The sequence below is a fragment of the Enterobacter sp. ZOR0014 genome (assembly GCF_000798855.1).
Taxonomy (GTDB): Bacteria; Pseudomonadota; Gammaproteobacteria; order Enterobacterales; family Enterobacteriaceae; genus Enterobacter; species Enterobacter kobei.
Map to the genome: position 1 here is coordinate 1 of NZ_JTLF01000316.1, position 21404 is coordinate 21404.

The 21404-nt window shown below is 49.8% G+C and carries 23 protein-coding genes; 15 read left to right on the forward strand and 8 right to left on the reverse strand.

Features of this window, described 5'->3' with window-relative positions; translation table 11 throughout:
• The 8 genes from L977_RS25055 to L977_RS17605 form a co-directional block, all read left to right on the forward strand.
• Window positions 1-307 (forward strand): hypothetical protein (locus L977_RS25055; protein ID WP_047626393.1); only part of this gene is annotated, 307 nt, incomplete at its 5' end.
• Between the two features lie 78 nt (window positions 308-385).
• Window positions 386-655 carry a hypothetical protein gene (locus L977_RS25060; RefSeq protein ID WP_231563619.1) on the forward strand — a complete coding sequence of 90 codons (270 nt, stop codon included), beginning with the start codon at window positions 386-388 and terminating at the stop codon, window positions 653-655.
• Window positions 656-685: 30 nt separating this feature from the next.
• A complete protein-coding gene (locus L977_RS17580) occupies window positions 686-967 on the forward strand; it encodes a type II toxin-antitoxin system RelE/ParE family toxin (protein WP_047626394.1) in 282 nt (93 codons plus the stop codon).
• Window positions 967-1269, forward strand: a complete 303-nt coding sequence (locus tag L977_RS17585) for a HigA family addiction module antitoxin (RefSeq protein WP_047626395.1) — start codon at window positions 967-969, stop codon at window positions 1267-1269. Before L977_RS17580 ends, L977_RS17585 begins: the two co-directional genes overlap by 1 nt.
• Before the next feature lie 1663 nt (window positions 1270-2932).
• Window positions 2933-3892, forward strand: coding sequence for a plasmid segregation protein ParM domain-containing protein (parM, locus tag L977_RS17590; RefSeq protein WP_047626439.1), 960 nt, complete (start codon window positions 2933-2935; stop codon window positions 3890-3892).
• A gap of 42 nt (window positions 3893-3934) precedes the next feature.
• Entirely contained in the window at window positions 3935-4321 is a 387-nt protein-coding gene (locus L977_RS17595; protein WP_047626397.1) for a plasmid partitioning/stability family protein, read from the forward strand.
• A gap of 190 nt (window positions 4322-4511) precedes the next feature.
• Window positions 4512-5135, forward strand: a complete 624-nt coding sequence (gene parA, locus L977_RS17600; RefSeq protein WP_032639997.1) for a ParA family partition ATPase — start codon at window positions 4512-4514, stop codon at window positions 5133-5135.
• Window positions 5132-5350, forward strand: a complete 219-nt coding sequence (locus tag L977_RS17605) for a plasmid partition protein ParG (protein WP_231563620.1) — start codon at window positions 5132-5134, stop codon at window positions 5348-5350. The genes parA and L977_RS17605 overlap by 4 nt, the downstream gene beginning before the upstream one ends.
• 246 nt (window positions 5351-5596) lie before the next feature.
• On the opposite strand, the gene L977_RS17610 is transcribed toward L977_RS17605, so the two are convergent.
• The 7 genes from L977_RS17610 to L977_RS24570 all read right to left on the reverse strand — a co-directional run bounded on the left by L977_RS17610 (window position 5597) and on the right by L977_RS24570 (window position 10518).
• Window positions 5597-6118 (reverse strand): GNAT family N-acetyltransferase, encoded by a 522-nt coding sequence (locus tag L977_RS17610; protein WP_047626398.1) that lies wholly within the window; start codon window positions 6116-6118, stop codon window positions 5597-5599.
• A 4-nt stretch (window positions 6119-6122) separates the two neighbouring features.
• Window positions 6123-6392 carry a type II toxin-antitoxin system TacA family antitoxin gene (locus L977_RS17615; RefSeq protein ID WP_047626400.1) on the reverse strand — a complete coding sequence of 90 codons (270 nt, stop codon included), beginning with the start codon at window positions 6390-6392 and terminating at the stop codon, window positions 6123-6125.
• A 617-nt stretch (window positions 6393-7009) separates the two neighbouring features.
• Entirely contained in the window at window positions 7010-7927 is a 918-nt protein-coding gene (locus tag L977_RS17620) for a RepB family plasmid replication initiator protein (protein ID WP_052192651.1), read from the reverse strand.
• 671 nt (window positions 7928-8598) lie between these two features.
• Window positions 8599-9450, reverse strand: coding sequence for a Replication protein repL (locus L977_RS23995; RefSeq protein ID WP_231563622.1), 852 nt, complete (start codon window positions 9448-9450; stop codon window positions 8599-8601).
• Window positions 9451-9455: 5 nt separating this feature from the next.
• Entirely contained in the window at window positions 9456-9689 is a 234-nt protein-coding gene (locus L977_RS17630; protein ID WP_047626401.1) for a hypothetical protein, read from the reverse strand.
• A complete protein-coding gene (locus L977_RS24000) occupies window positions 9686-9889 on the reverse strand; it encodes a host cell division inhibitor Icd-like protein (RefSeq protein WP_072034156.1) in 204 nt (67 codons plus the stop codon). Before L977_RS24000 ends, L977_RS17630 begins: the two co-directional genes overlap by 4 nt.
• A gap of 443 nt (window positions 9890-10332) precedes the next feature.
• Window positions 10333-10518: a hypothetical protein gene (locus L977_RS24570; protein ID WP_156118182.1), complete on the reverse strand. Its 186-nt coding sequence runs from the start codon at window positions 10516-10518 to the stop codon at window positions 10333-10335.
• A gap of 689 nt (window positions 10519-11207) precedes the next feature.
• On the opposite strand from L977_RS24570, the gene vapB reads away from it, so the two are divergent.
• From vapB to L977_RS17650, 3 genes are read left to right on the forward strand one after another with little or no spacing between them, the layout of a single operon-like run.
• Window positions 11208-11438: a type II toxin-antitoxin system VapB family antitoxin gene (gene vapB / locus L977_RS17640; RefSeq protein ID WP_047626404.1), complete on the forward strand. Its 231-nt coding sequence runs from the start codon at window positions 11208-11210 to the stop codon at window positions 11436-11438.
• Window positions 11435-11851, forward strand: coding sequence for a type II toxin-antitoxin system VapC family toxin (locus L977_RS17645; protein ID WP_047626406.1), 417 nt, complete (start codon window positions 11435-11437; stop codon window positions 11849-11851). The genes vapB and L977_RS17645 overlap by 4 nt, the downstream gene beginning before the upstream one ends.
• 29 nt (window positions 11852-11880) lie before the next feature.
• Complete coding sequence (locus tag L977_RS17650) at window positions 11881-12624, forward strand: hypothetical protein (protein WP_047626407.1); 744 nt, start codon at window positions 11881-11883, stop codon at window positions 12622-12624.
• Window positions 12625-12774: 150 nt separating this feature from the next.
• Here the strand turns inward: L977_RS17650 and L977_RS17655 are convergent, their stop codons facing one another.
• Entirely contained in the window at window positions 12775-13554 is a 780-nt protein-coding gene (locus tag L977_RS17655; protein WP_047626409.1) for an MBL fold metallo-hydrolase, read from the reverse strand.
• Window positions 13555-14026: 472 nt separating this feature from the next.
• On the opposite strand from L977_RS17655, the gene L977_RS17660 reads away from it, so the two are divergent.
• From L977_RS17660 to L977_RS17675, 4 genes are all read left to right on the forward strand, one after another.
• Entirely contained in the window at window positions 14027-14407 is a 381-nt protein-coding gene (locus L977_RS17660; RefSeq protein WP_047626411.1) for a hypothetical protein, read from the forward strand.
• Between the two features lie 407 nt (window positions 14408-14814).
• Window positions 14815-16842 (forward strand): type I restriction-modification system subunit M, encoded by a 2028-nt coding sequence (locus L977_RS17665; protein WP_028018376.1) that lies wholly within the window; start codon window positions 14815-14817, stop codon window positions 16840-16842.
• On the forward strand, window positions 16839-18143 hold the full coding sequence (locus tag L977_RS17670) for a restriction endonuclease subunit S (RefSeq protein ID WP_047626414.1): 1305 nt from the start codon (window positions 16839-16841) through the stop codon (window positions 18141-18143). The genes L977_RS17665 and L977_RS17670 overlap by 4 nt, the downstream gene beginning before the upstream one ends.
• A complete protein-coding gene (locus L977_RS17675; protein ID WP_047626415.1) occupies window positions 18144-21401 on the forward strand; it encodes a type I restriction endonuclease subunit R in 3258 nt (1085 codons plus the stop codon).
• Window positions 21402-21404 lie beyond the last annotated feature (3 nt).

Consider the following 21404-nt stretch of genomic DNA (forward strand, 5'->3'; position numbering starts at 1 on the left):
GGAGTCGTTCTGGTCAGCAGGGGCGCGCAGCGTGCCATTTACCCTTGCTGATCAGGTTGTGACGGGGGACGATTATCGGAAGCTGGTGCGCAGGAGAAAGGCTTCAAAGGAAAGAATGACGATGTGCACACCCGGACTTACAGCCCCTTTAGCTGCACGGGTGAAACTGCCCTTCAGCTCAGGGAGTACGGGTAAAAAAGCACTGACGACATCAGTGCTGCCTTTGTATGCGTGGTGTTACACTACCGCTGCCGGTCAGTACGCCCTTCCTGAAACCGGGGGCGGTTTGTTTTCGGGGACGTTCTGACCGGCACTCCCCCATCACTTGCAGTAGTTCCACCGTCCTTTATGCCGTATATATACACAGCATAAGGAGGTGAATCTGATGCCACGACGCTATGAAATTGACGCTGCCTGGCGTGCGGCCATCACCCGTGAACAGGATGGCCGTCAGACCGTCACAACCGCTGCCTTTGTCCAAGACCTGCACAAGTTCAACTGGCACTGGACGCCCCGCCGGGCGAACCAGTGGATAGAAACGTATGTGTCGGTCTACATATCTTTTAAGTCCATTTTTTCTTTTGGCTTTGCACCTTCCTCAGTATCACAAGTTATTTTCAGAAAAGTGTTTCGCAAAGAGAAACGCGTGCTATAATGTTTCCTGTCGAGAAACAGGGAATCAATAATGATAAAAAGTTTCAAGCACAAAGGGCTACAAAAGCTCTTTGAGAACGACGATCCGAGCGGAGTACAGGCAAAGGATGTGGAGAGAATAAAAATCCGTCTCCTGATGTTAGACGAAGCGACGACAACAGAAGATTTCCGCGCCTATCCAGGGTTCAAATTTCACCCACTGAAAGGCGATAAGAAGAATCTTTATGCGATCACCGTTCGGGCGAACTGGCGAATCACCTTTGAGTTTATCGATGGTGATGCCTACATACTGAATCTGGAGGACTACCACTAATGACGATGTTCAACCCCCCACACCCAGGGGGATTGATTACCGAATACCTGGAGGATAACGAAATCAGCTTACGCGCCCTTGCCCGTAACCTCGACGTTTCCCCTTCTGCGCTGAGTAAAGTCTCGGCAGGTAAAGCGGCGATCAGTCCTGAAATGGCACTGAAACTTGAGGCCGGTTTAGGCATTGCAGCTCGACTCTGGCTGGCAATGCAAGCGACCTATGACCTTAGCCGCGCCCGTAAGGAGATCGACCTCTCCCATGTGGTGCCGGTTACAGTCAAAAGTGACGTAGCCGTACACTAATATAAGCCCTTATTAGAGCTTCATCACTGCTCATAGAGGAAGCTCCGCTAAAGCGGGGCTTTTTTATTCACACAAAAGATTGGTTCATTGCTGAGGCTTTGGATTTTGGCTGGTCGAATGCTTTAGAAACCGGCGATGATCTTGGAATTTTGCTTCACTTAAATGTGAGCGTTCCTCAGTTCGCACCGCAGGGTCAGCTCCCACCAGGTATGTAAGATTGCGTCAAATATCCGAAGCCGCAGCAGCAGTTTTTTTGTAAAAAACGCTCTATCTAACATATTGTACGTTGCGAGAACCTGTGGTTTTTCCCAGATAAATGCATTTCACCCGTTTGAGAAAGTCAATATCCATAGCGCTGTCAGTCTCTGCAACGGTGTAGTTATGGCCAGGGCCACTTAAACGGATTCGCGTTTAAATGATGCATTGAAACTTCTTCTTTTCATTGAGGCTACTGTCATGTCCAGAGATGAGCATATTACCTTTATTAAAGTGGCCAAATTCTGTGGATCACTAAAGTTAGGCGCCAAAAAATTCTCGATGCCGATACGGCCCTCCCCTTCTCCGCGATTCTTAAAATGCTCAGATGACTAAGCGGAGGCCCCTCAAGAAAGTGCCAATTGCGATAACGGCAACATTCCTCATTTCGGAGAAATGTGCGTACCCGATCAACAGGACGTTGCAACGGGAAAATGAATGAAGGTGTGCGATAGCTCATTATTGAATCAGATATCGAGAAACTAGATGTTGCTTATAAACTCAAATCATTTCGTACTCACAGGCTCCTTTGCTTAAGTGATTTCATGATTCTATAATCATATAATCTCAAACTCATTTAATCACAGAATCATTACTACAGCCTACACTTCGTAACGGACACAAGCTTGTTTGCCAATTACACTGATCAACCATAATAAACAAGTATGTTGGGTATTCATTCAGTTACACATGCGTGTTTTAGTCGACCGCGCAAAGCATAACGTCAGTAGGGTCTCGATTCGGTAATAAAAAGCATCGTTTCTGTGATGCGAGGAATCTCTGAAATGTATTGGCCTAAAGAATAGTGACGCGCTCACATAATCATATGATTATGTGAGCATATCAGCAATACCTTCTGATGCACTGACAGATGTAATGCTGCAAGTCAAGGAATTAGTTATAACCAAGCCGGATGTATTGAGGCTCGCCGCCCATAGCTTTAACTAAACCGCAGAGCGCGGTATCACCAACTCTGACTCCCCTTTTATCATTTATTCAGAACCATGCCCTTGTGGCATAGCAACTCCACGTTATGCAAAGTTGCCGTAGTTGTGCTCAGGTAATTTATTTCCAAACACTATGATTGGCTTTTAACCACGGGATAACCTACGCAACCTGTAGCGGCAGAAAGCTACCGTGAGCAGAGCAAATCTAATCTTTTGATGCTATTGAATCCGAACAGCTACCTACATATCCCCACCATCTCATAGAGTAAGTGATTTACAACACAATCACTTTTACGCCGCAGATATGCCGCATGAAGTGGGTTCAAGAAAGAGACTATCCGCAAATATGACGCAAGAACAGATGTACAGCACTGGTAATGTTTGCTAAATTACAAATCATACTCAAAATTGACGCACATATGACGCAAATGTGCATATGTAAAATTTTCGGGAGTGAAACGATGAAGATTTTTATGGATGATGGCTCTACCAACATCAAAATGCTTTGGACTGATTCTGACGGCACCGAACGCCGACACATTAGCCCTAATAGTTTCAAACGAGGCTGGTCTGCAAGTTTCGGTTCAGGGAAGGTTTATAACTACGTTCTTGATGGCGAGAAATACTCTTATGACTTGGTTAGCCCTTCAGCTCTTGAAACGAACAATGTCTCGTGGCAGTACAGTCCTTTAAACGTTATTGCTGTGCATCATGCGCTTCATACCAGTGGCATTGCTCCTCAGCCAGTTGAAATCGTAGTGACTCTGCCACTAGCAGAATTTTTCGATACAGATGCGCAACCGAATATGGATAACATCAACCGCAAAAAAGAAAGCCTGATGCGCGCGGTTGAGCTTAATAAGCAAGCAGGTTTTATAATAGAAAAAGTAACGGTTCGCCCTGAGTCTATCCCAGCAGGTGTTGGTCTGGCAGACGAACTAAGCACATCTCATTCTATGCTTATCATCGACCTTGGCGGCACGACCCTGGATGTGTCATTGGTTGTGGGCAAAATGACGGGAATCTCTCGTGTCTATGGTAACTCGGAACTGGGTGTATCACTGGTAACATCAGCCGTTAAACAGGCTTTGGCTAGCGCAGAGACAAAAACATCCAGCTTTAACGTCGATAATCTGATCATTAATCGTCATGATGATGCTTATCTATCCGATAATATCAACGAGATTGAAGCTCTCGATGATGTCAAAAAGGCCATGACTCAAGCCATCTCTCGCCTGCAGCGCCGCGTCCTTGACGTTGTAGCAGACTTTGATGGCTATACACATATTATGGTCATTGGCGGCGGAGCACCGCTAATTGCGGACGCTATTCGCGATAACACTTCTATCCGGCAGGATCGCTTCTTTGTTTCGAACGACCCGCAGTTTGACTTGGTCACCGGGCTGAAGGCTATAGGATAAGAAATGAGGGGCTAAAAGCCCCCTTTTTTAGAGGAGGTCAACTTGACGGATAAAACTGAGCGTAAGGCTCCAGGACGTAAAAACACGTCTGCAGCAGAAGTACGTAAAGACATTCGTTTCTACCTTCGCCCGACAAAAGCTGTTAATGAGCAATACGCCGCTGACAAACTCAGCGAGTTGCCGGGTGAAACCCAAGATCACATGCGACAGTTTTCTCTTGCAGGTCTGGCGCTCGCTGAAGTCGATAGCCGACTGCCAGCAGTTTTGGCTTCAATGCTCAAGCCGGGAGTAACTGGTACAGAGATTGAAGCGGTTCTTAGAGCTTTTCTCAGCATGGACCTATCGCTACAGCCACATGTAGTAAAATCCGAAGAGTCTTCCAAAACGATCGGCTCTGCCAGGAACCTACGCAACTTGCTCCCAGACTAACCTCCAGCAGCTCGTCCAAGGGATGCCCCCTATGAGTAAAAGATTATATGATTACAAAATCATATAATCTTTTTATTCCATGTTGCTTTGCTCATGCTCGCCGATTAATATTCACACATACAGTGTGATTATGTATGCAAACACTCAAATGATTACATAATCATATAGTCAAACAATCATGTGAGGGTGTATGGCTAAGATTATCGCGATTCTGAATGGGAAGGGCGGTGTAGGTAAAACGACGTCGACTATCAACATTGCTACGGCTATCCAGCGCAAAGGGTTCTCTGTTGCCGTCGTAGATACTGATCCCCAGGGGAGCATCAGTAACTGGTTCGATGAAGAGAAGTGTGCATTTGACCTGACCGAAGCGGCCAGTGAGAAAGAGGTCTACCAGGTACGCAAATCCTTAAAATCATATGATTATGTAATCATTGACGGTGCAGCCGCTATCTCCGCCATTTCTTCTGCAGCGGTAATGGTTTCCGATCTGGTCGTTATCCCTGTGACCCCATCGCCACTGGACTTTGCTGCATGCGGTGCAATTCTGGCAGTTATTGAGGCTCGTCAGGACTTACAACCGGTGGAAGCTCGCTTCCTCATCACCAAGAAAATTCCGCACAGCAAAATGCTTGCTGTCCTTAAAGACTCGATCGAAGACACTGGCGTACCAGCCTTCAGAACGTCTATCTCTCAGCGTCAGGCTTACGTAAAAGTTATGCTCGATGGCAGTACCGTATTCGATACGGATGACGGTGCAGCAAAAGGTGAGATTGATGTACTGACGAACGAAATTCTGGAGATTACTGCATGAGCAAGCCCGCTATGAAAATGAAACTTGGCCAGAACCGTGCCACGCCAGCTGCCGTTGATGCCGTAATGAAGCCGTCAGTTATAACTAAACGACTGCAGATGAACATCCCTGAAGATCTCCATAAAGAGTTCAAGAAGGCTTGCGTCGATGATGACGTTGAAATGACGGACGTCGTAACTCAACTGGTAAGGGACTGGCTGAAGGGTAGGGAATAAATATATGCTCACATGAGTACATGAGTATATGAGTACATGAGTATTTAATCATCAAATTCTAAGATGTTATGCCGTTGAAATGACGGACGTCGTAACTAAGTTGGTAAGGGACCGGCTGAAAGGCAGGGCATAAAACATAATCTCACAAACACAGAATCATATGATTATTGGATTATAGAATTCCTGAATCTTATGCTGTTAAGATAAAACAGAAGCCCCGACTAGCGGGGCTTCTGTTTATTCGTCTTAGGCTTCGAATAATTCTTCTATCGATTTGGTTGGATAGAAGAGGGCGTTACTATTTTCGCGCTTGAGCAGGATGAAGCCAAGGCCAAGGTAGAATTTTTTGGCGTTGTCGCTGAGAGCTTCAACAAACATTCCATGTATTCCTACTGCCTGGGATGCGTGATACACAACCTTCATGGCATGTGTTACAAGCGTTTCTCCATACCCTTGACGTTGAATGCTACTGTCAATTGCCAAACGCGCCAGCGTTACACTGGGAACGTTTTTATAGGGCACACGTTTTTGCTGAGTCTTGCTCGGGAAATACTCTTTTTCGAAGCAGCTCCCAGACAATGTGTAGTACCCCAAAACCCGAGGTTTTTCCTCTCTCGTGACGAGCACATAACCATGCAAAAACTTGCCAATGTGTTGGCGTTTCAGATGGTCTGTGAGAAAAGTATTAAGATACTCTTCACCGCAATCGAAGTTGCTTACATCATACTCAACTTCCTCAGAAAAAATTTCTACCTTTAAACCTCGCATGTTATCACTCCAAATTCTGGAGACGCTTAGCAGCTTTTTTCAGTCGGTCGTTCGGTGCTGGCGGGTTACTGATCGCTTCCATAACCGCGTTCCATGACTCCTCGTTGAGGGTCAGGCGGCGGTGCTGGTTAATAATTACCGCTGCACGTTCAGAGGCAGTGCTAACCATGAACTGTGAAATTGACTGGTTAGTCATTGCCGCGGCTTCTTCGATCATGCTCTTATCGGCTTCATTTAATCTAAGATCGATGCGCTGTTTCTTCAGTGCTGACATGGTCATTCTCCTCGAACACCCGTGATGTAAAAAGGGCGGTCAACTCCTTTTTACGTGCGAGCCGATTGCTCTTAAATTTGTTTAGGCTTATCACCTGTAAATTGCCAGAAATCAAAATATGTACGGCATTTTACCGTACATAGATAATAAGGGCGGTAAATGAAACTATCAACTACAAGTTGTATTCAAAGGCAGCTATCGTACGAAATGTTGTAGTTGCTGTGACCAGCTCCCCGTTGAAGTAAATCCCCAAAAAACCTCATTAGAACCTTAATGAACTGGAGATTTAATGGGATGTGTGATTTACGAAGGTGCTCGCAAGTTTTTTCGGAGTTGAAGTGTGTTTGTAAAGCGGTTGTGTTTGTAATCCGGATCACAGAGAGGCATGGAGCAGAAGTGTGTTTATAAATCGGATCGTGTTTATAAAGCGGATTGATAAACACAAACGTTGAGCGTGCTTATAAACCGGATTTTCAGACAGCGGGGGGAGAGCTAAAGAGATGGATATCACTGCATTCGTGTTTATAAAGCGGATGACAAGGCTATTTGAAGGGCTTAAAAACCCTCCGTACTACGCCAAAACGTGACTTCATCCGCCTTATAAACACATGTTTGGGTTACTCGTCTTCGTCCTGGTTTTTCTTATCCGCTTTATAACCACCTGGCACTGCCTTGATATCCGGACGTGGCGTCCGGCTAGCGATGAGTAAGTGCCATTCACCGTCACGCTTAACAACATCACCATCAAGGTAGCCAACAGCTTTCAACTCATCTATCGCCTTGTTTATAACCCGGTTCTGCTGGTTATTAGGTGAGGTAAGCATCAGACGCCGCTTTATACGAGCAAACGAAAGAGGAATCGGCTTTTCGGGCAAGCTTTCCAGGAACGTATAAAGAGCCTGTGCAGTACCTTTGTTGGCCAACTGCCGGAGTATAAACATCTGAATAAGAACCTGCCGATCAAACTGGTAGAGCTCCCAAAGCGATTCATCCGCAATGAGTACCATGGTGTCTTTTACTTCATCCCACTTACCACGACTTAACAAACCGGACACGACACCTTGTTTATCACTCTCGGACGATAAGCGGATCGTCGTCCCACGCAAGCGGGCCAGAGAGTCCGCCAGACGCGTTCTAAGGCTTTTATCCTTGTCCTTGGGGAGATAACCGCAAAAGGTCGCGAACTCGCTAAATGGAAGCTCTACAGTGTTTCCATTGAGGCCATATTTAGAGAACGCGAGGATGATCCCAACCCAAACCTTAAAATCAGTCTCCATAGACAGACGTGGGCCACTGATCCGAATGTCGGTATAACCTTCAGCCCGGGCCAGCTCCAGGCTTTGAAGTTCTTTGCTGGCATCAATGTTGATATTACCGGTATCCTTACCCTTGCGTTTCAAAGAGGGTAAGAATAGCCCGAGGCGCATCAAAGCAACTGGTTGGACGGTAGCGTTTTTTGTGGGGATGAGTTTCTTATTTTCCCCAATGACCTCTAACACTGTTTCGAGAGAAAGTTCCTGTTCTTTCTTAGACATAGAGCGTATATCCACAGGTGCGAGCGGCTACGATCTTGTTTCAGCCACGGATCCGGTTTGTAAACACAGTAAAACCGATTTATAAACACGTTCACCCGCTTTGTAAACACATTAATCCGGTTTACAAACATATTTATCCGCTTTATAAACACGTTTATCCGGATTACAAACACAAAAAATGGCTCTCAGACCAGAGCTGGCGCGGCTCTCAGCGTACCGGGATCTGTTTGGTACTATTAGGATCAATTTAGGATCTTTAAGGGATCTGATTATTGGATCTACATTGTGGATAATGTGAATAACTACAACGTAACCTTAGGAAACATCTAAGAATGTTCTGCATACCTAACCGATCTCCCTCATCACGCCAACTGGCCAACAGTGATCTCTTCATTAAACGTAACTAAATGAAGGTGGTTTCACTTAGAAAATTACATGCAATATCATCACTATTATCCTCGACATTATCAGCAAAACCTCGTCTCGATATCAGAGCATTTCACCGAGTTTCCCCCCTACAGATAGGTAGATATGTGTGCTGTGTTCGAGCTTATTACTGCAATCATTAGTTTAGTTGCAGTAGTCATGTTACTCATCAACTGGGTCCTGCAACAGGAAACCTGTTCGGTAGAACGGCAAGGTTTCTCGCAGTTCTTCAGGACCGTTCTTTATTATTCTCTCGAACGAAATCTCCGTATCCTAGCAAGGGTATCTATGGCATCTTTCAACCTTCCGGTGCGAGGTTCGTTGCTGAAGTCACTAATCCCCGGTAAGTCGTTATCCCTCTTGTGTTGCAGATATGCATATTTTCGAGCTAAGCGCTCAATTACTTCACGCTGCTGGTTGCGGTTCTGGTTGACCAGCTGAGTGCGTTTGTTAGCTGCGGCAGCTTTTGACGCAGCTATGGCATGCGACAGTTGCTTGTTGGTGACAACCGGCGACAGCATTTTCGACTTACCCTGAATATCTCTTTTTGTTGTTCTTGAAGATGTTCTCTTATTCTTAGCTCTGTCATTTTGACAAGGGGAGGGGTGCTCATTTTGACAGGGGGGGCACAAAGCAAAAACCTGATCTACCAGCTGCTTCAGCTTACGCACCGGTGACGAAATTTTTAGCCTTGCGCTTATCAGTTTTTCCTTCACGCGCGACACGAACGCCAGAAAGCCTGGTGTAAACCGGTACAGATTAGCCTTCCTCGCGTTTGTACGTTCATCAACAACGACGGTACAACTCAAAAGACCGCGACTAACCGCCTCACGGAAAGCTCGGAGGACCGTTGAAACGCTGTAGCCAGTTTCCTCTGCGATCGAACGGTGCGATTTATGAATGAAATAGTCGCTGGTGCAGGCAGCAAGATTAGCGCATTGTGCCAGAATGTGCCCAGTGCTGCGCGACAAGCGAGAATGCCCGACGACAAACGCCAGCTCGTAGCCGTTAAAGGCTGCTGAATTAGTAGCTCTGCTCATGTAAAACCCAATCTTCAAATCAAAAGCACTCAAGCCCCTGCCATAGGGCAGGGACATGTCTATTACTGCGCGGAGAAAACGCTACAATCGCTGCTACAGTAGTAGTCCGGATCAGATTTGAAGACGCAGATGACCATTTTGCTGACAAGAAACCGCTCAACATAGCCGTATGCGCCCACTCCACACCAGACAAAAGGGTTTTCTGGCAGAACAAAGCGGTTATGAACCACGATGAAAAAAGCTCTGAAGAGAGTATGTCCTGAAGAGACAATATGAATACTGTTGAGATCAATCATGCGGTAGCCCCCTGCGTGAACCAGTAGTTCACTGGTGGGCGCTCAGGCGAAAAGCGGGAAGAGAAGATGCACGGTGAGTCAGGAAGCTGTGAACGGGCTTCAGATTCGGTCTGAGCAATGACCAGGTGATAACGACGTTTCTGGCATGAGTAGAATCGCCAGATGAATTCTGGGTGAGTTTGGGTAGTGATGGTAGCCATAATGACAGTCCCCCTTAGGCAAATTTAAGGGTCACCGCCTGAGTTTCCACGCTCAGTATGGCGGTGACGCTGATGGGGGTGGAAATACCGGCTGCCCAAGGAGGTTTTGACCGGTCCGACCAAAGTCGGCCCCACCAGCGTCACCATAGATTCAATACAGATATCAATATGGCTGTACGTAGTGGATGACACAAAAAAAAGACGCTATGGCGTCTGTGTCGCCTCAGGCAATTTATCCGGGTTTCCACGCCCGTCCGTAGGATTTACTACGACATAAAAATCATAAACGCTACAATCAGTTGGATTCAAGTAGTTTTTTTCTTCCTTCTCCGAGCTTCATACAAGTTTAATCCATAATTCAGCTCTTCACTTCATCGAGATAAACCAGCCAGCCATGTTTTTTAATATTAATTAATCCCGCCACCACTTATCTCATGACGTTCTCAGAATCCGTCCTTCATTCGCCGCTGCACAGAGAGCCAAGTGAGCTCTTCCAGCCCGTCAGGGACGATCCGTTCCGGATTGGTGTATATGGCATTTGCATCCCCGGTCAGCCACCAAGAGCCGGTGGCCCGGATACGTTCGGCAACTGTCAGACCGTCCCAGGTAACAATTAGCCAGGTGTTCACGCTCCGCTCATCCGGAGAGCGGAGCCAGAGCCGTTGATGGCCCAGTGCGGTCAACGCACGCCAGACAGTTTCAAGTGAAACCGGGACGCGCTCGCTTTCATGGAAAGATGTGTTCATGTGCAACAGTCACTCTTGGTTATTTTTTTGTGACATCCATGATGATGATCGTCGTTAAATTACCCAGTAGCAATCATTACCTGTGTGATAGCAAGCCAGGATATTGCCACATCATTAAATTACCGGAAGCGCGGTTCTTGGTGATCCGACTTTTCCGCTATCTCATAGTTTCCGGAAGTGTAGCACGCTAACGGAATAAGCAAAGGGTCGCTTTGTGGTGTTTAGAGGTGGGGAGTGGTGGAGGGGAGGAACACAACATATAGAATTAATCTCAACTGACCGAGTGGCACATGTTGTGTTTCTGCGCCGCTGCGCGCCGGGGTGGTTCGGTAAGATCCGGAACAACCTTTTTTCGGATCTGAGTGGAAAAACAGAGAACTGTGTATAGGCTTGACATATACATATTCCTGGCATCTGCATAGGTATGGCATATGTATATACTTTCCATCTGCATATGCTGCAACTATACATATGCTGAACATCTGCCTATACTGGCCATATGTACACACCCGGTGCAATGAACACATTTAGCATATGTGCAACATATTTATCTAGACTCGGGAGAGGACACTATGAGAACCGTATCAATTTTTAAAAACGGCAACAACCGCGCCATCCGTCTCCCCCGCGATCTGGATTTTGAGGGGGTGAGCGAGCTGGAGATCGTCCGGGAAGGGGACAGCATCATCCTGCGTCCCGTCCGGCCGACCTGGGGCTCATTCCTGGATCTCGAGAAAGCCGATCCGGATTTTATGGCAGAGCGCGAGGACGTTGTCAGCGACGAAGGACGATTTAACCTGTGAACAAAACCTATATGCTCGACACCTGTATTTGCTCGTTCATCATGCGCGAGCAGCCGGAAGCGGTGCTGAAGCGCCTGGAGCAGGCGGTGCTGCGCGGCCAGCGTATCGTGGTCTCGGCGATCACCTATTCGGAGATGCGCTTCGGCGCCACCGGCCCGAAGGCCTCCCCGCGTCACGGCCAGCTGGTCGATGAATTCTGCGCCCGCCTCGATGCCGTCCTGCCCTGGGACCGGGCGGCAGTGGACGCCACCACGGAGATTAAAGTGGCGCTGCGCCTCGCCGGGACGCCGATTGGCCCGAACGACACGGCGATTGCCGGACACGCCATCGCCGCCGGTGCCGTGCTGGTGACGAATAATACGCGGGAGTTTGAGCGGGTGCCGGGCCTGACGCTGGAAGACTGGGTAAAATAACCAAACGATGATCTCAAGGATGCTACAGGATGAGTGAACTGAAAATTGATAATCCGGCGCAACGGCTGCTGGATCTGATCAGTGAAGGTAAAAATTTCAACAGTACCGATTACAGCCGGGAAGTCTGGAAAAAGTTACTGGATATACCGGACGCTGATGAGCAGGTCCTAATGGCCAGACTGGCCGGCGTCATGGCGCTGCCCGTACGGATCAGCCAGGTCATCAGCGATCATTTTCCTGATCCCCGCTGGAACCCCACTCACTGGCGGACCCAGGTTGAAAAGGCTTTTTTCTCGCAGGAGCTGAACGGGATATGGTCAAAGTTTTATACTCACATTGATTCACAGACATTATCTGAGCTCGGGATGCTGTCCATGCTTTTTGAGCAGCGCGGGGAACACGCCGCCATTGCGCTTGAGGAGATTGACACTTTTCTAGGCCGGATCATTGAGCTGCGTGAGGAGATCCGGCAGTCAGGGCTTTCCCCTGCCATGAAAACCATGCTGCTCAGACAGCTTTTTCTCATTCAGGAAGCACTGGAATCCTACAGTATTTCCGGGATAGAACCGGTTATGGATGCCGTCCAGTCCACGTTAGGACTGGCAGTGATCGACGCTGAGTACCGGGAAGAAATCAGCAAGGGGACAGGCAGTCAGTTTGGGGACAAAATTTCATCCCTGCTGGGTGATGTCGCGAATGTGGTGACCGTTGCCGGTGCACTACCTTCCTTATCTGCGGCAATCCACACCGCACTGACCTATCTGAGCAAATAGCCCTTAATCGGATGAGCTGATGAACAGGGTTTATTGGTTTTGTTTCTGACTACCGGTGTATAACCCTGCTGTCAGTGACAGCAGGTGAGGGCAGATCACTGTCATCAGTAGTCCGCAAGTGCCTGGCGTTCGCGGCACAATCCGTAATATTCATGAAATGAACACCTCATCACCGCATGACAGGTGGTGTGTGTCCCGAAGCCAGAGCCGTCCCCATTCTCCCGTGCAGTGGCAGCCCATCACAATATCCGGCTTAAGCCCGGCCAGCAGTTTTCTCGTTTTCATCAGCTTCTGAGGCGATGCCGTTCGCAGGTGCAGGCCACCAATAATAGCGTGGACACGGCTCTCCCCCGTAATCTGTGTACAGTGGCGAACGATATTGTCCAGACCCCGGTGCCCGCAGCCGGTAATAATGACCAACCCCTGTGACGAGCGCCAGATAAGCACCCCCTCATCCTGCACGTAATCCGGCGAGCCGGATGCGGTGTCTGTGACACCGTAAGCGACAGGGCTCCCTACCGGAATTTCACCCGACCAGAGAAAGGCGTTGCTCAGCGCCCAGGGTTCGCGACGGGGTACCAGCGTAAAATAGCTGTAGCGCTGCGGGACAGACAGTCTTTTCAGCGCCACGGTATGCCAGGGGAGTGGCAGACAGGCATATCTTTCCTGGGCCATGTCGGGATGACAGACAATGCGTGTGCCTTTTTCCAGCCAGTTAACTCCACCGCAATGGTCATAATGGCCGTGGGATATCACCACGGCGCTGAGGTCCGAGAGCGACGCGTGCATTAAACGCGCATTATTTATGAAGGTCCCGTCCGGCCCGGTATCGAATAATACCTTACTCTCACCGTCATTCAGCAGCAAGCTCAGTCCGGCCCGCGGCTGTACTCCCGGGACGGCATGCAGGGGCCAGCGGATCAGATTCATAATGTGTTGCTGGTGATTCGCCTGGCTGGAAAAGCGGCTTGAATGGCTTGTGATATATGGGGTCAGTTTGGATATAGAGAATTATTGTACGGTAAGCCTGTTTTTTGAATAGGCTTACCTATAGCAGTAGGGTGTACTCCTACGCTATAAGGCGTTTTCAGGAGTTTGACCTTAATCGGATAACCTATATGCAAGACCGCAAAAGCGACAACTTAAAAGCGATATCTGCTGACGCAAAATCAATCCGTTACGAACCTCGATAGGTTAAATAATGCGCTTAACGTACAAAAATTTCCGTTCTCCAGACTGCCCCCTATATGGAAAGTTAGCAGGTGAACAAAAACCAAGTGCTTAGTCAGTTGTTCAGGAATTCTGTCCAGCGCAGCTATAAGCAACTGTCTTAATCTTGTATCCTCAAGGCTGCGCTGTAAGCAACTACTTCCCATCGTGGCAAATGCACAAAGGATGATACATGCAAACTCTAAAGAGCAGACTTGAAACAGTAGTGCATTGTTTTGAAAAAGATTTTCACGGGTTTAAAATCAGGAACAGTAAGGCTGATGCCATGAAATGGCTTATGCGATTCAATTTACCGTACACTGTCCGAGAACATGAGCCCGGTAAATATCTGCTTCTTAATCGCGAATATAAGCCCCTAGGATTTATGGCACGGGCCGGTGGCCATGGCGCGGAATACGCTGTTTACGATGATCATCTTCTTGCAGGTGCGCCGGGGTTGCTCGATAGCGACCTTTATTTTTATAACGATGGTTCAACCCCGTGGGATAGCGCTAAAAACTGGACTGCATACCAGAAGGCAGTCCTCCAGTTCATTGCGAAACTTCCAGGTTGAGTGAATCGTCCGGAATGTTCTAATCAGGCCGCTTATGCGGCCTTTTTTACGCCTGTGGTTCAGGCAAGTCGGGGGATTCTGTTCAGCTCTGCTGGATGCATTTTGGTGAAGCACCCGGTCTTACGACTCAATGAGTGTTTGTATCCCCGGAAAGGGGAATAGTTCGTTCAGCGTCATCTGATAATTCATCATAGATACCTCCAGTGGCCCAGGGGCGTCCTGAGCCTTGTGTATCCCAGGCTCATGTCACGACGGCAGGCAGGCAACAAAAAAAGGCTATTTGCATTCTGAGGTAGGATCGCAAATTTAGCCAAGAATTTAAATCCATCCCCTTTTGTGCAAAATCTGGTTGACATTCGCAGATTGACTCCAGTACCGTTCTGTGCAAAAAGTGGTTGGAGTCCAGAATGAGCGAATTTACGGGATCGGCAGCTTCACAGGCTGACTTTATTTGGAAGAATGCGGAAGACCTTTGGGGGGACTTCAAGCATACGGACTTTGGCAAGATCATTTTGCCGTTTACCCTGCTGCGCCGCCTGGAGTGTGCGCTGGACCCGACCCGCGAGGCGGTGAGAGAAGCGCATGACGCTTTCAAGGATGCCGATGTTGAGCTGGATACCATTCTGCGCTCAACCGCTGAATACCCCTTCTACAACACCTCTGAATACTCCCTCGGTACCCTGGGTAGCACCAAGACGCGCCGCAATCTGGAAGACTACATCGCCCTGTTTTCGGATAACGCCCGCGCTATCTTCGAGGAGTTTGAATTTGGCAATACGGTGATCCGGCTGGAGAAAGCGGGCTTGCTGTACAAGATTTGCCAGAACTTCGCCAAGATCGACCTGCACCCGGACGTGGTTCCGGATCGGGTGATGAGTAACATCTACGAACACCTAATTCGCCGCTTTGGTGCCGAGGTCAATGAAGGGGCCGAGGACTTCATGACGCCGCGCGACATCGTTCACCTGGCGACCGCATTGCTACTTGACCCGGATGATGCCCTGTTTGAGGCCAGCCCCGGTTTGATTCGTACTCTGTATGACCCGACCTGTGGCACGGGTGGCTTCCTCACCGATGCCATGAACCATGTGGGCGACTACGGTAACCGCGACAAGATCCCGCCAGTGCTGGTGCCGCACGGGCAGGAGTTGGAGCCGGAAACCCATGCGGTTTGTGTGGCCGGTATGCTGATCCGCCGTTTGGAGTCCGACCCTGGCCGAGATCTGTCGAAGAACATTCGTCAGGGTAGCACGCTGTCCAACGACCAGTTTGCCGGTGAGCGTTTCCACTACTGCCTGTCCAATCCGCCTTTCGGCAAGAAATGGGAGAAGGACAAAACCGCCGTCGAAGCGGAACACAAAAAAGGTGAGTTGGGCCGTTTTGGGCCGGGCCTGCCGAAAATTAGCGATGGCTCCATGCTGTTTTTGATGCACCTGGCGAGCAAGCTAGAACTGCCGATCAACGGCGGTGGCCGCGCCGCTATTGTGCTGTCCGGTTCGCCACTGTTTAACGGCGGTGCCGCGTCTGGCGAATCGGAAATACGCCGTTGGTTGCTGGAAGACGACCTGATTGAAGCCATTGTAGCTCTGCCAACGGATCTGTTCTTCCGCACCAATATCGCCACCTACCTGTGGATTCTGTCCAACAAGAAGCCGCAGGAGCGCAAAGGCAAGGTGCAGTTGATTAACGCCACCGACCTGTGGACTTCAATCCGCAACGAGGGCAACAAACGCCGTATTGTCAGCGATGAGCAGCGTCGCCAGATTCTGGACATCTACGCCACAGGCGAAACCGGAGCGCTTTCCCGGATGATGGACTACCGTACCTTTGGCTACCGCCGTATCAGGGTCCTGCGCCCGCTGCGCATGACCCTGGAGCTGGATAAGGTGGGTATGGAGCGGCTGGAAGCCGAAGCTGCCTGGGAAAAGCTCTCTGACGCGCATCAGACATTCTGGCGCGAAGCCCTCAAGCCGCTGATCGGGCAAACGCAGCCCTATAGCTGGGCAGAAACCTTTGTTAGGAACTCTATCAAGTCCGATGAAGCCAAGCAGCTCAAGGTCAAATCCAACAAGACATTGATCACCGCGCTAATCAACGCCTTTGGTCACAAAGACCCGAAAGCCGAGCCAGTCACGGATTCCAACGGCGAGCTGGTGCCAGACACTGATTTAACTGATTACGAGAACGTCCCCTATCTGGAGGACATCGACGACTACTTTGCTCGCGAAGTGCTTCCTCATGTGCCGGATGCCTGGATGGATGAGAGCTTTACCGATGCCAGGGATGGTCAATTGGGCCGCGTTGGCTATGAGATCAACTTCAACCGCTTCTTCTACCAGTACCAGCCGCCGCGCAAGCTGCAAGATATTGATGAAGACCTGAAGCAAGTAGAAGCCGAGATTGCCGCGCTACTGGCGGAGGTGGCCAGCGAATGAGCCAGTACAGAGCATATCCCGCATATAAGGATTCCGGTATTGAGTGGATTGGGCAGGTGCCGGAGCATTGGAAGGTAGCGAGAGTCAAGCGACTGGCGTCATTGCGCAATGAACGACGAAATGATGTATCTACTGATACCATTTATATCGGACTTGAGGATGTAGAAGCAGGATCAGGGCAGTACAAGCCAACGAATGGAAGCTCCCGTCAATCAGAAGATTCAACTGTAGGCATCTTTTATGAAGGGGATGTCCTGTACGGTAAGCTGCGTCCATATTTGCGAAAAGCCATTATTTCAGAGATGGCAGGGTGCTGCTCAACAGAATTTTTGGTTCTGAGGGCTGAAAAAACAGAACCTAGATGGCTGCAAGAATGGCTTTTAACTCCTGATGTAACGCATCAAATAGAGTCAGGATGCGAGGGAGCGAAAATGCCTCGTGCAGATTGGGGGCATATCGGTTCAATTGAAGTTGTATACCCAGATCAGCCTGAGCAAGCGCAAATACTAACCACCCTCGACCGCGAAACCGCCCGTATTGATGCGCTTGTCGAGAAGAAAACCCGCTTTATCGAGCTACTGAAGGAAAAGCGACAGGCGCTGATTACCCATGCGGTCACCAAGGGGCTAGACCCCAACGTGAAGATGAAGGATTCCGGCGTTGAATGGATTGGGCAGGTGCCGGAGCATTGGGAGGTGAAGCCGTTCAAATACATCCTTTCTGCTCCTATGTCCTATGGGGCTAATGAGTCTGCGGAAAGTGATGACCCAAATCATCCAAGGTATATCCGTATTACTGACCTGACAGAGAACGGCACCTTAAGGGAGGATACATTTAAGACTCTGCCATGGGATAAAGCTTATAGTTATTTACTGTCTGACGGCGACATATTGCTCGCAAGAAGCGGTGCGACAGTAGGGAAAAGCTTTCTATACAGAGAGACTAATGGTGCTGCGTGCTTTGCAGGATACTTGATAAAAGCTAGCTGTAATGAAGAAAAGGCTCTTCCAAAGTATATTTACGCTTACCTTCAGTCTCACTCTTATTGGGAATATATTAGCGGAAGCAATATACAGTCCACAATACAGAATGTTAGCGCTGAAAAATACAGTTCTATGGTACTGCCTGTTCCTCAACGAGAAGAACAAGCCACCATCGCGGCCACCCTCGACCGCGAAACCGCCCGTATTGATGCGTTGATTGGCAAGGCAGAGCAAAGTATTACCCTACTTAAAGAGCGCCGCTCGGCCTTTATCACCGCCGCTGTCACCGGCCAGATTGATTTGCGAGGAAAACAATAAATGCAATCAGCAGCACATCAGGAAAAACACTTCCAGCAATACATCATCGACCGGTTGGTAGATCAGGGCTGGAAGCTGGGTGATTCCAAGTTCTACGACACCGAGCGGGCGGTGTATCCCGAAGACTTGGAAAGCTGGATCAAAACCAGCGGCCAGCAGGAAAAATGGGACAAGCTGGAACGGCTCAACGGGGCCAAAACCCTTGAAGTGCTGATGGATCGCCTGGATAAAGCACTGGAGAAACAAGGCACCATGCAGGTGTTGCGCCAGGGTTTTTCCATTGCCGGTTGCGGCCTGATTGAGATGACCGAGGCTGCACCGGAAGACAAGCGCAATGCAGCAGTCATTGAGCGTTACCAGGCCAATATCCTGCGCGTGGTGCCGGAGCTGAAGTATCAGCCGGCCCGTGAATTTGCCATTGATTTGGTGCTGTTTATCAACGGTCTGCCGGTGGCAACCGTCGAACTGAAGACCGACTTCACCCAGTCCTGCGAAGCGGCCATGGATCAGTACCGCAATGATCGCCTGCCGTATGACGCCAAGACCAAACGCCGGGAGCCATTGCTGACCTTCAAGCGCGGGGCGGTGGTGCATTTCGCCATGTCCGACTCTGAAATCATGATGGCGACCAAGCTGGATGGAGAAAACACCTTTTTCCTTCCGTTCAATAAGGGGCGAAAGGACGAAAGCGGCACGGTACATTCGGGTAACCCGCCAGGTGAAATTAAGGCCGATGGTACCCAGGAATACCCGGTAGCCTACTTCTGGGAGGCGGTCTGCCAGCCGGATGCCTGGCTGCGGATTTTCCATAGCTTTGTCTACGTCGAGAAAAAGGACGTGGTGGATATTCAGGGCAATTGGTCGAAGAAAGAAACTCTGATTTTCCCGCGCTTTCACCAATGGACGGCAGTTAACCAGATGCTGGCCGATGCCCGCGAAAACGGCGCAGGCATGACCTACCTGTGTGACCACAGCGCCGGTTCCGGCAAGACCAGCACCATTTCCTGGACGGCCCATGACTTGGTGAAACTGCGCGAAGATAACGGCGACGCGGTATTTAACAGCGTGATCATTGTCACCGACCGTAATGTGCTGGACGGCCAGCTTCAGGACGCGGTGAAGCAGATTGACCATCAGTTTGGGGTGATCGCCGCCATTGACCGGCAGAAGTCATCCAAGTCCAAAAGCAAGCAGCTCTCGGATGCCTTGTTGTCTGGTACGCCGATTGTGGTAGTCACGATCCAGACCTTCCCCTACGCGATGGAAGCCATCATCACTGACAAGGCTCTGAAAGGGAAAAACTTTGCTGTGATCATTGATGAGGCGCATAACTCGCAGACAGGCTCTACCGCCGCTAAGCTGCAAGCCGCGCTGGGGATGAGCGGACAAGGCAAGATGTCCACCATGACGGTGGATGAACTACTGGAGCAACTGCAAAAGTCTCGCGCCCGCCCGGACAATATCAGCTACTTCGCCTTTACCGGCACGCCCAAGCACTCCACTTTGATGCTGTTTGGTCGCCCGACAGATCCAAGCCAACCGATCTCGGACGATAACCCGCCGCAAGCCTTCCACCTGTACACCATGCGCCAGGCCATTGAGGAGAAATTCATTCTCGATGTGTTGAACGGCTATGTGCCCTACAAAACGGCCTTCAACCTTTCCAAGCAGCTTGAAGACAGCAAGCGGGTAAGCGGCAAGGCTGCCAAACGCGCCCTAGCACAGTGGATGTCATTGCATCCCACCAATGTGACCCAGAAGGTACAGTTTATCGTTGAGCACTTCACCAAAAACGTCGTCCACCGGCTGGATGGCAAGGCCAAGGCGATGGTCGTGACCAGCTCCCGTGCCGCTGCCATTCGCTACAAGAAGGCGTTTGACCGCTATATCGAGCAGCACAGCGAGTACGGCTTTATTCATTCACTGGTGGCATTCTCGGGCAAGATGACCGGTAAGCAGGTGATGCACCAGGATGACAGCGAGTTCAAGGATGATGTGTTTATCGTCGATGAGAACGAGGAGTTCACCGAGCAGAGCATGAACCCGGATGTCCACGGGCAGGATTTGCGCTTTGCCTTTGACCGCCCGGAATACCGGGTGATGTTGGTGGCCGACAAGTTCCAGACCGGCTTTGACCAGCCCAAACTGGTCGCCATGTATGTGGACAAGAAAATCGCCAACCATGTGGAGATTGTGCAGACCTTCGCCCGCCTGAACCGGACGGCACCTGGGAAGGATGAAGTCTTTATCATTGACTTCGTGAACGATCCAGAGAACGTGCGCAAGGCCTTTGCCACCTATGACAAGGGCGCTCACATCGGCGAAGTGCAAGACCTCAATGTGGTCTACGAGATCAAGGAGCGACTGGACGAGCACGGCCTGTACGACGAGAAGGACTTGGCCGCGTTCAAGGAAGCCCGCTTCAAGACCATCCGCGATATCACCCATACTAAATCGCCACAGCACAAGGCGCTTTATGCCGCTACAGCTGGAGCGACGGCCTTGTATAACGACAAGATGAAAATGTTGCGCGATGGCATGGCAACCTGGGAAACAGCGTTTGAGAAGGCCCGCGCCAGGGGTGATGAGGCGGGCATGAAGTCTGCCGATCACCACCAGGATGAGTATGCCGAGCAAATCAAGGCGCTGATGGGCTTCAAGTCGGACCTGGGGCGCTTCTGCCGTACCTATTCCTATGTCGCCCAACTGATTGATTTTGGCGACCCGGAGTTGGAGAACTTTGCCGCTTTCGCCAAGCTGCTGCAAAAGCGCCTTCAGCACGAAGCACCGGAAACCGTGGACTTGACAGGCCTGGTGCTTACTGGCTTTGACATCAATGCTCGACCCGATGACGTAGAAGACGAAGGCAAAATCCCGGTATTGCAACCAGCAGGTGCAGGCGGTGGTGGCGCGGCAGGCGACAAGCCGAAATTCGTCAAAGAGATTATCGAGAGGCTCAACAGCCTGTTTGGTGAGGCGACGCCGATCCAGGATCAGGTGGCTTTCGTTAATCAGATTTCAGCGATTACCGGTGAAAGCGATGTTGTCATGGCTCAGGTGGAAAGCAACACCCGTGAGCAGGCTATGAAAGGCAACCTCCCCGGTGCTGTGCAGCAAGCTGTTGTTCGTGCTTTGTCCAGTCATCAGAAGCTGGCAACCCAAGTGCTCAAGTCTGACCGTCAGGGCATGACCGCATTGGTTGATATGGTGTATGACCTGCTGCGCGAAGGCAAAGACATCGATCTAGGTATGGATTAAGCA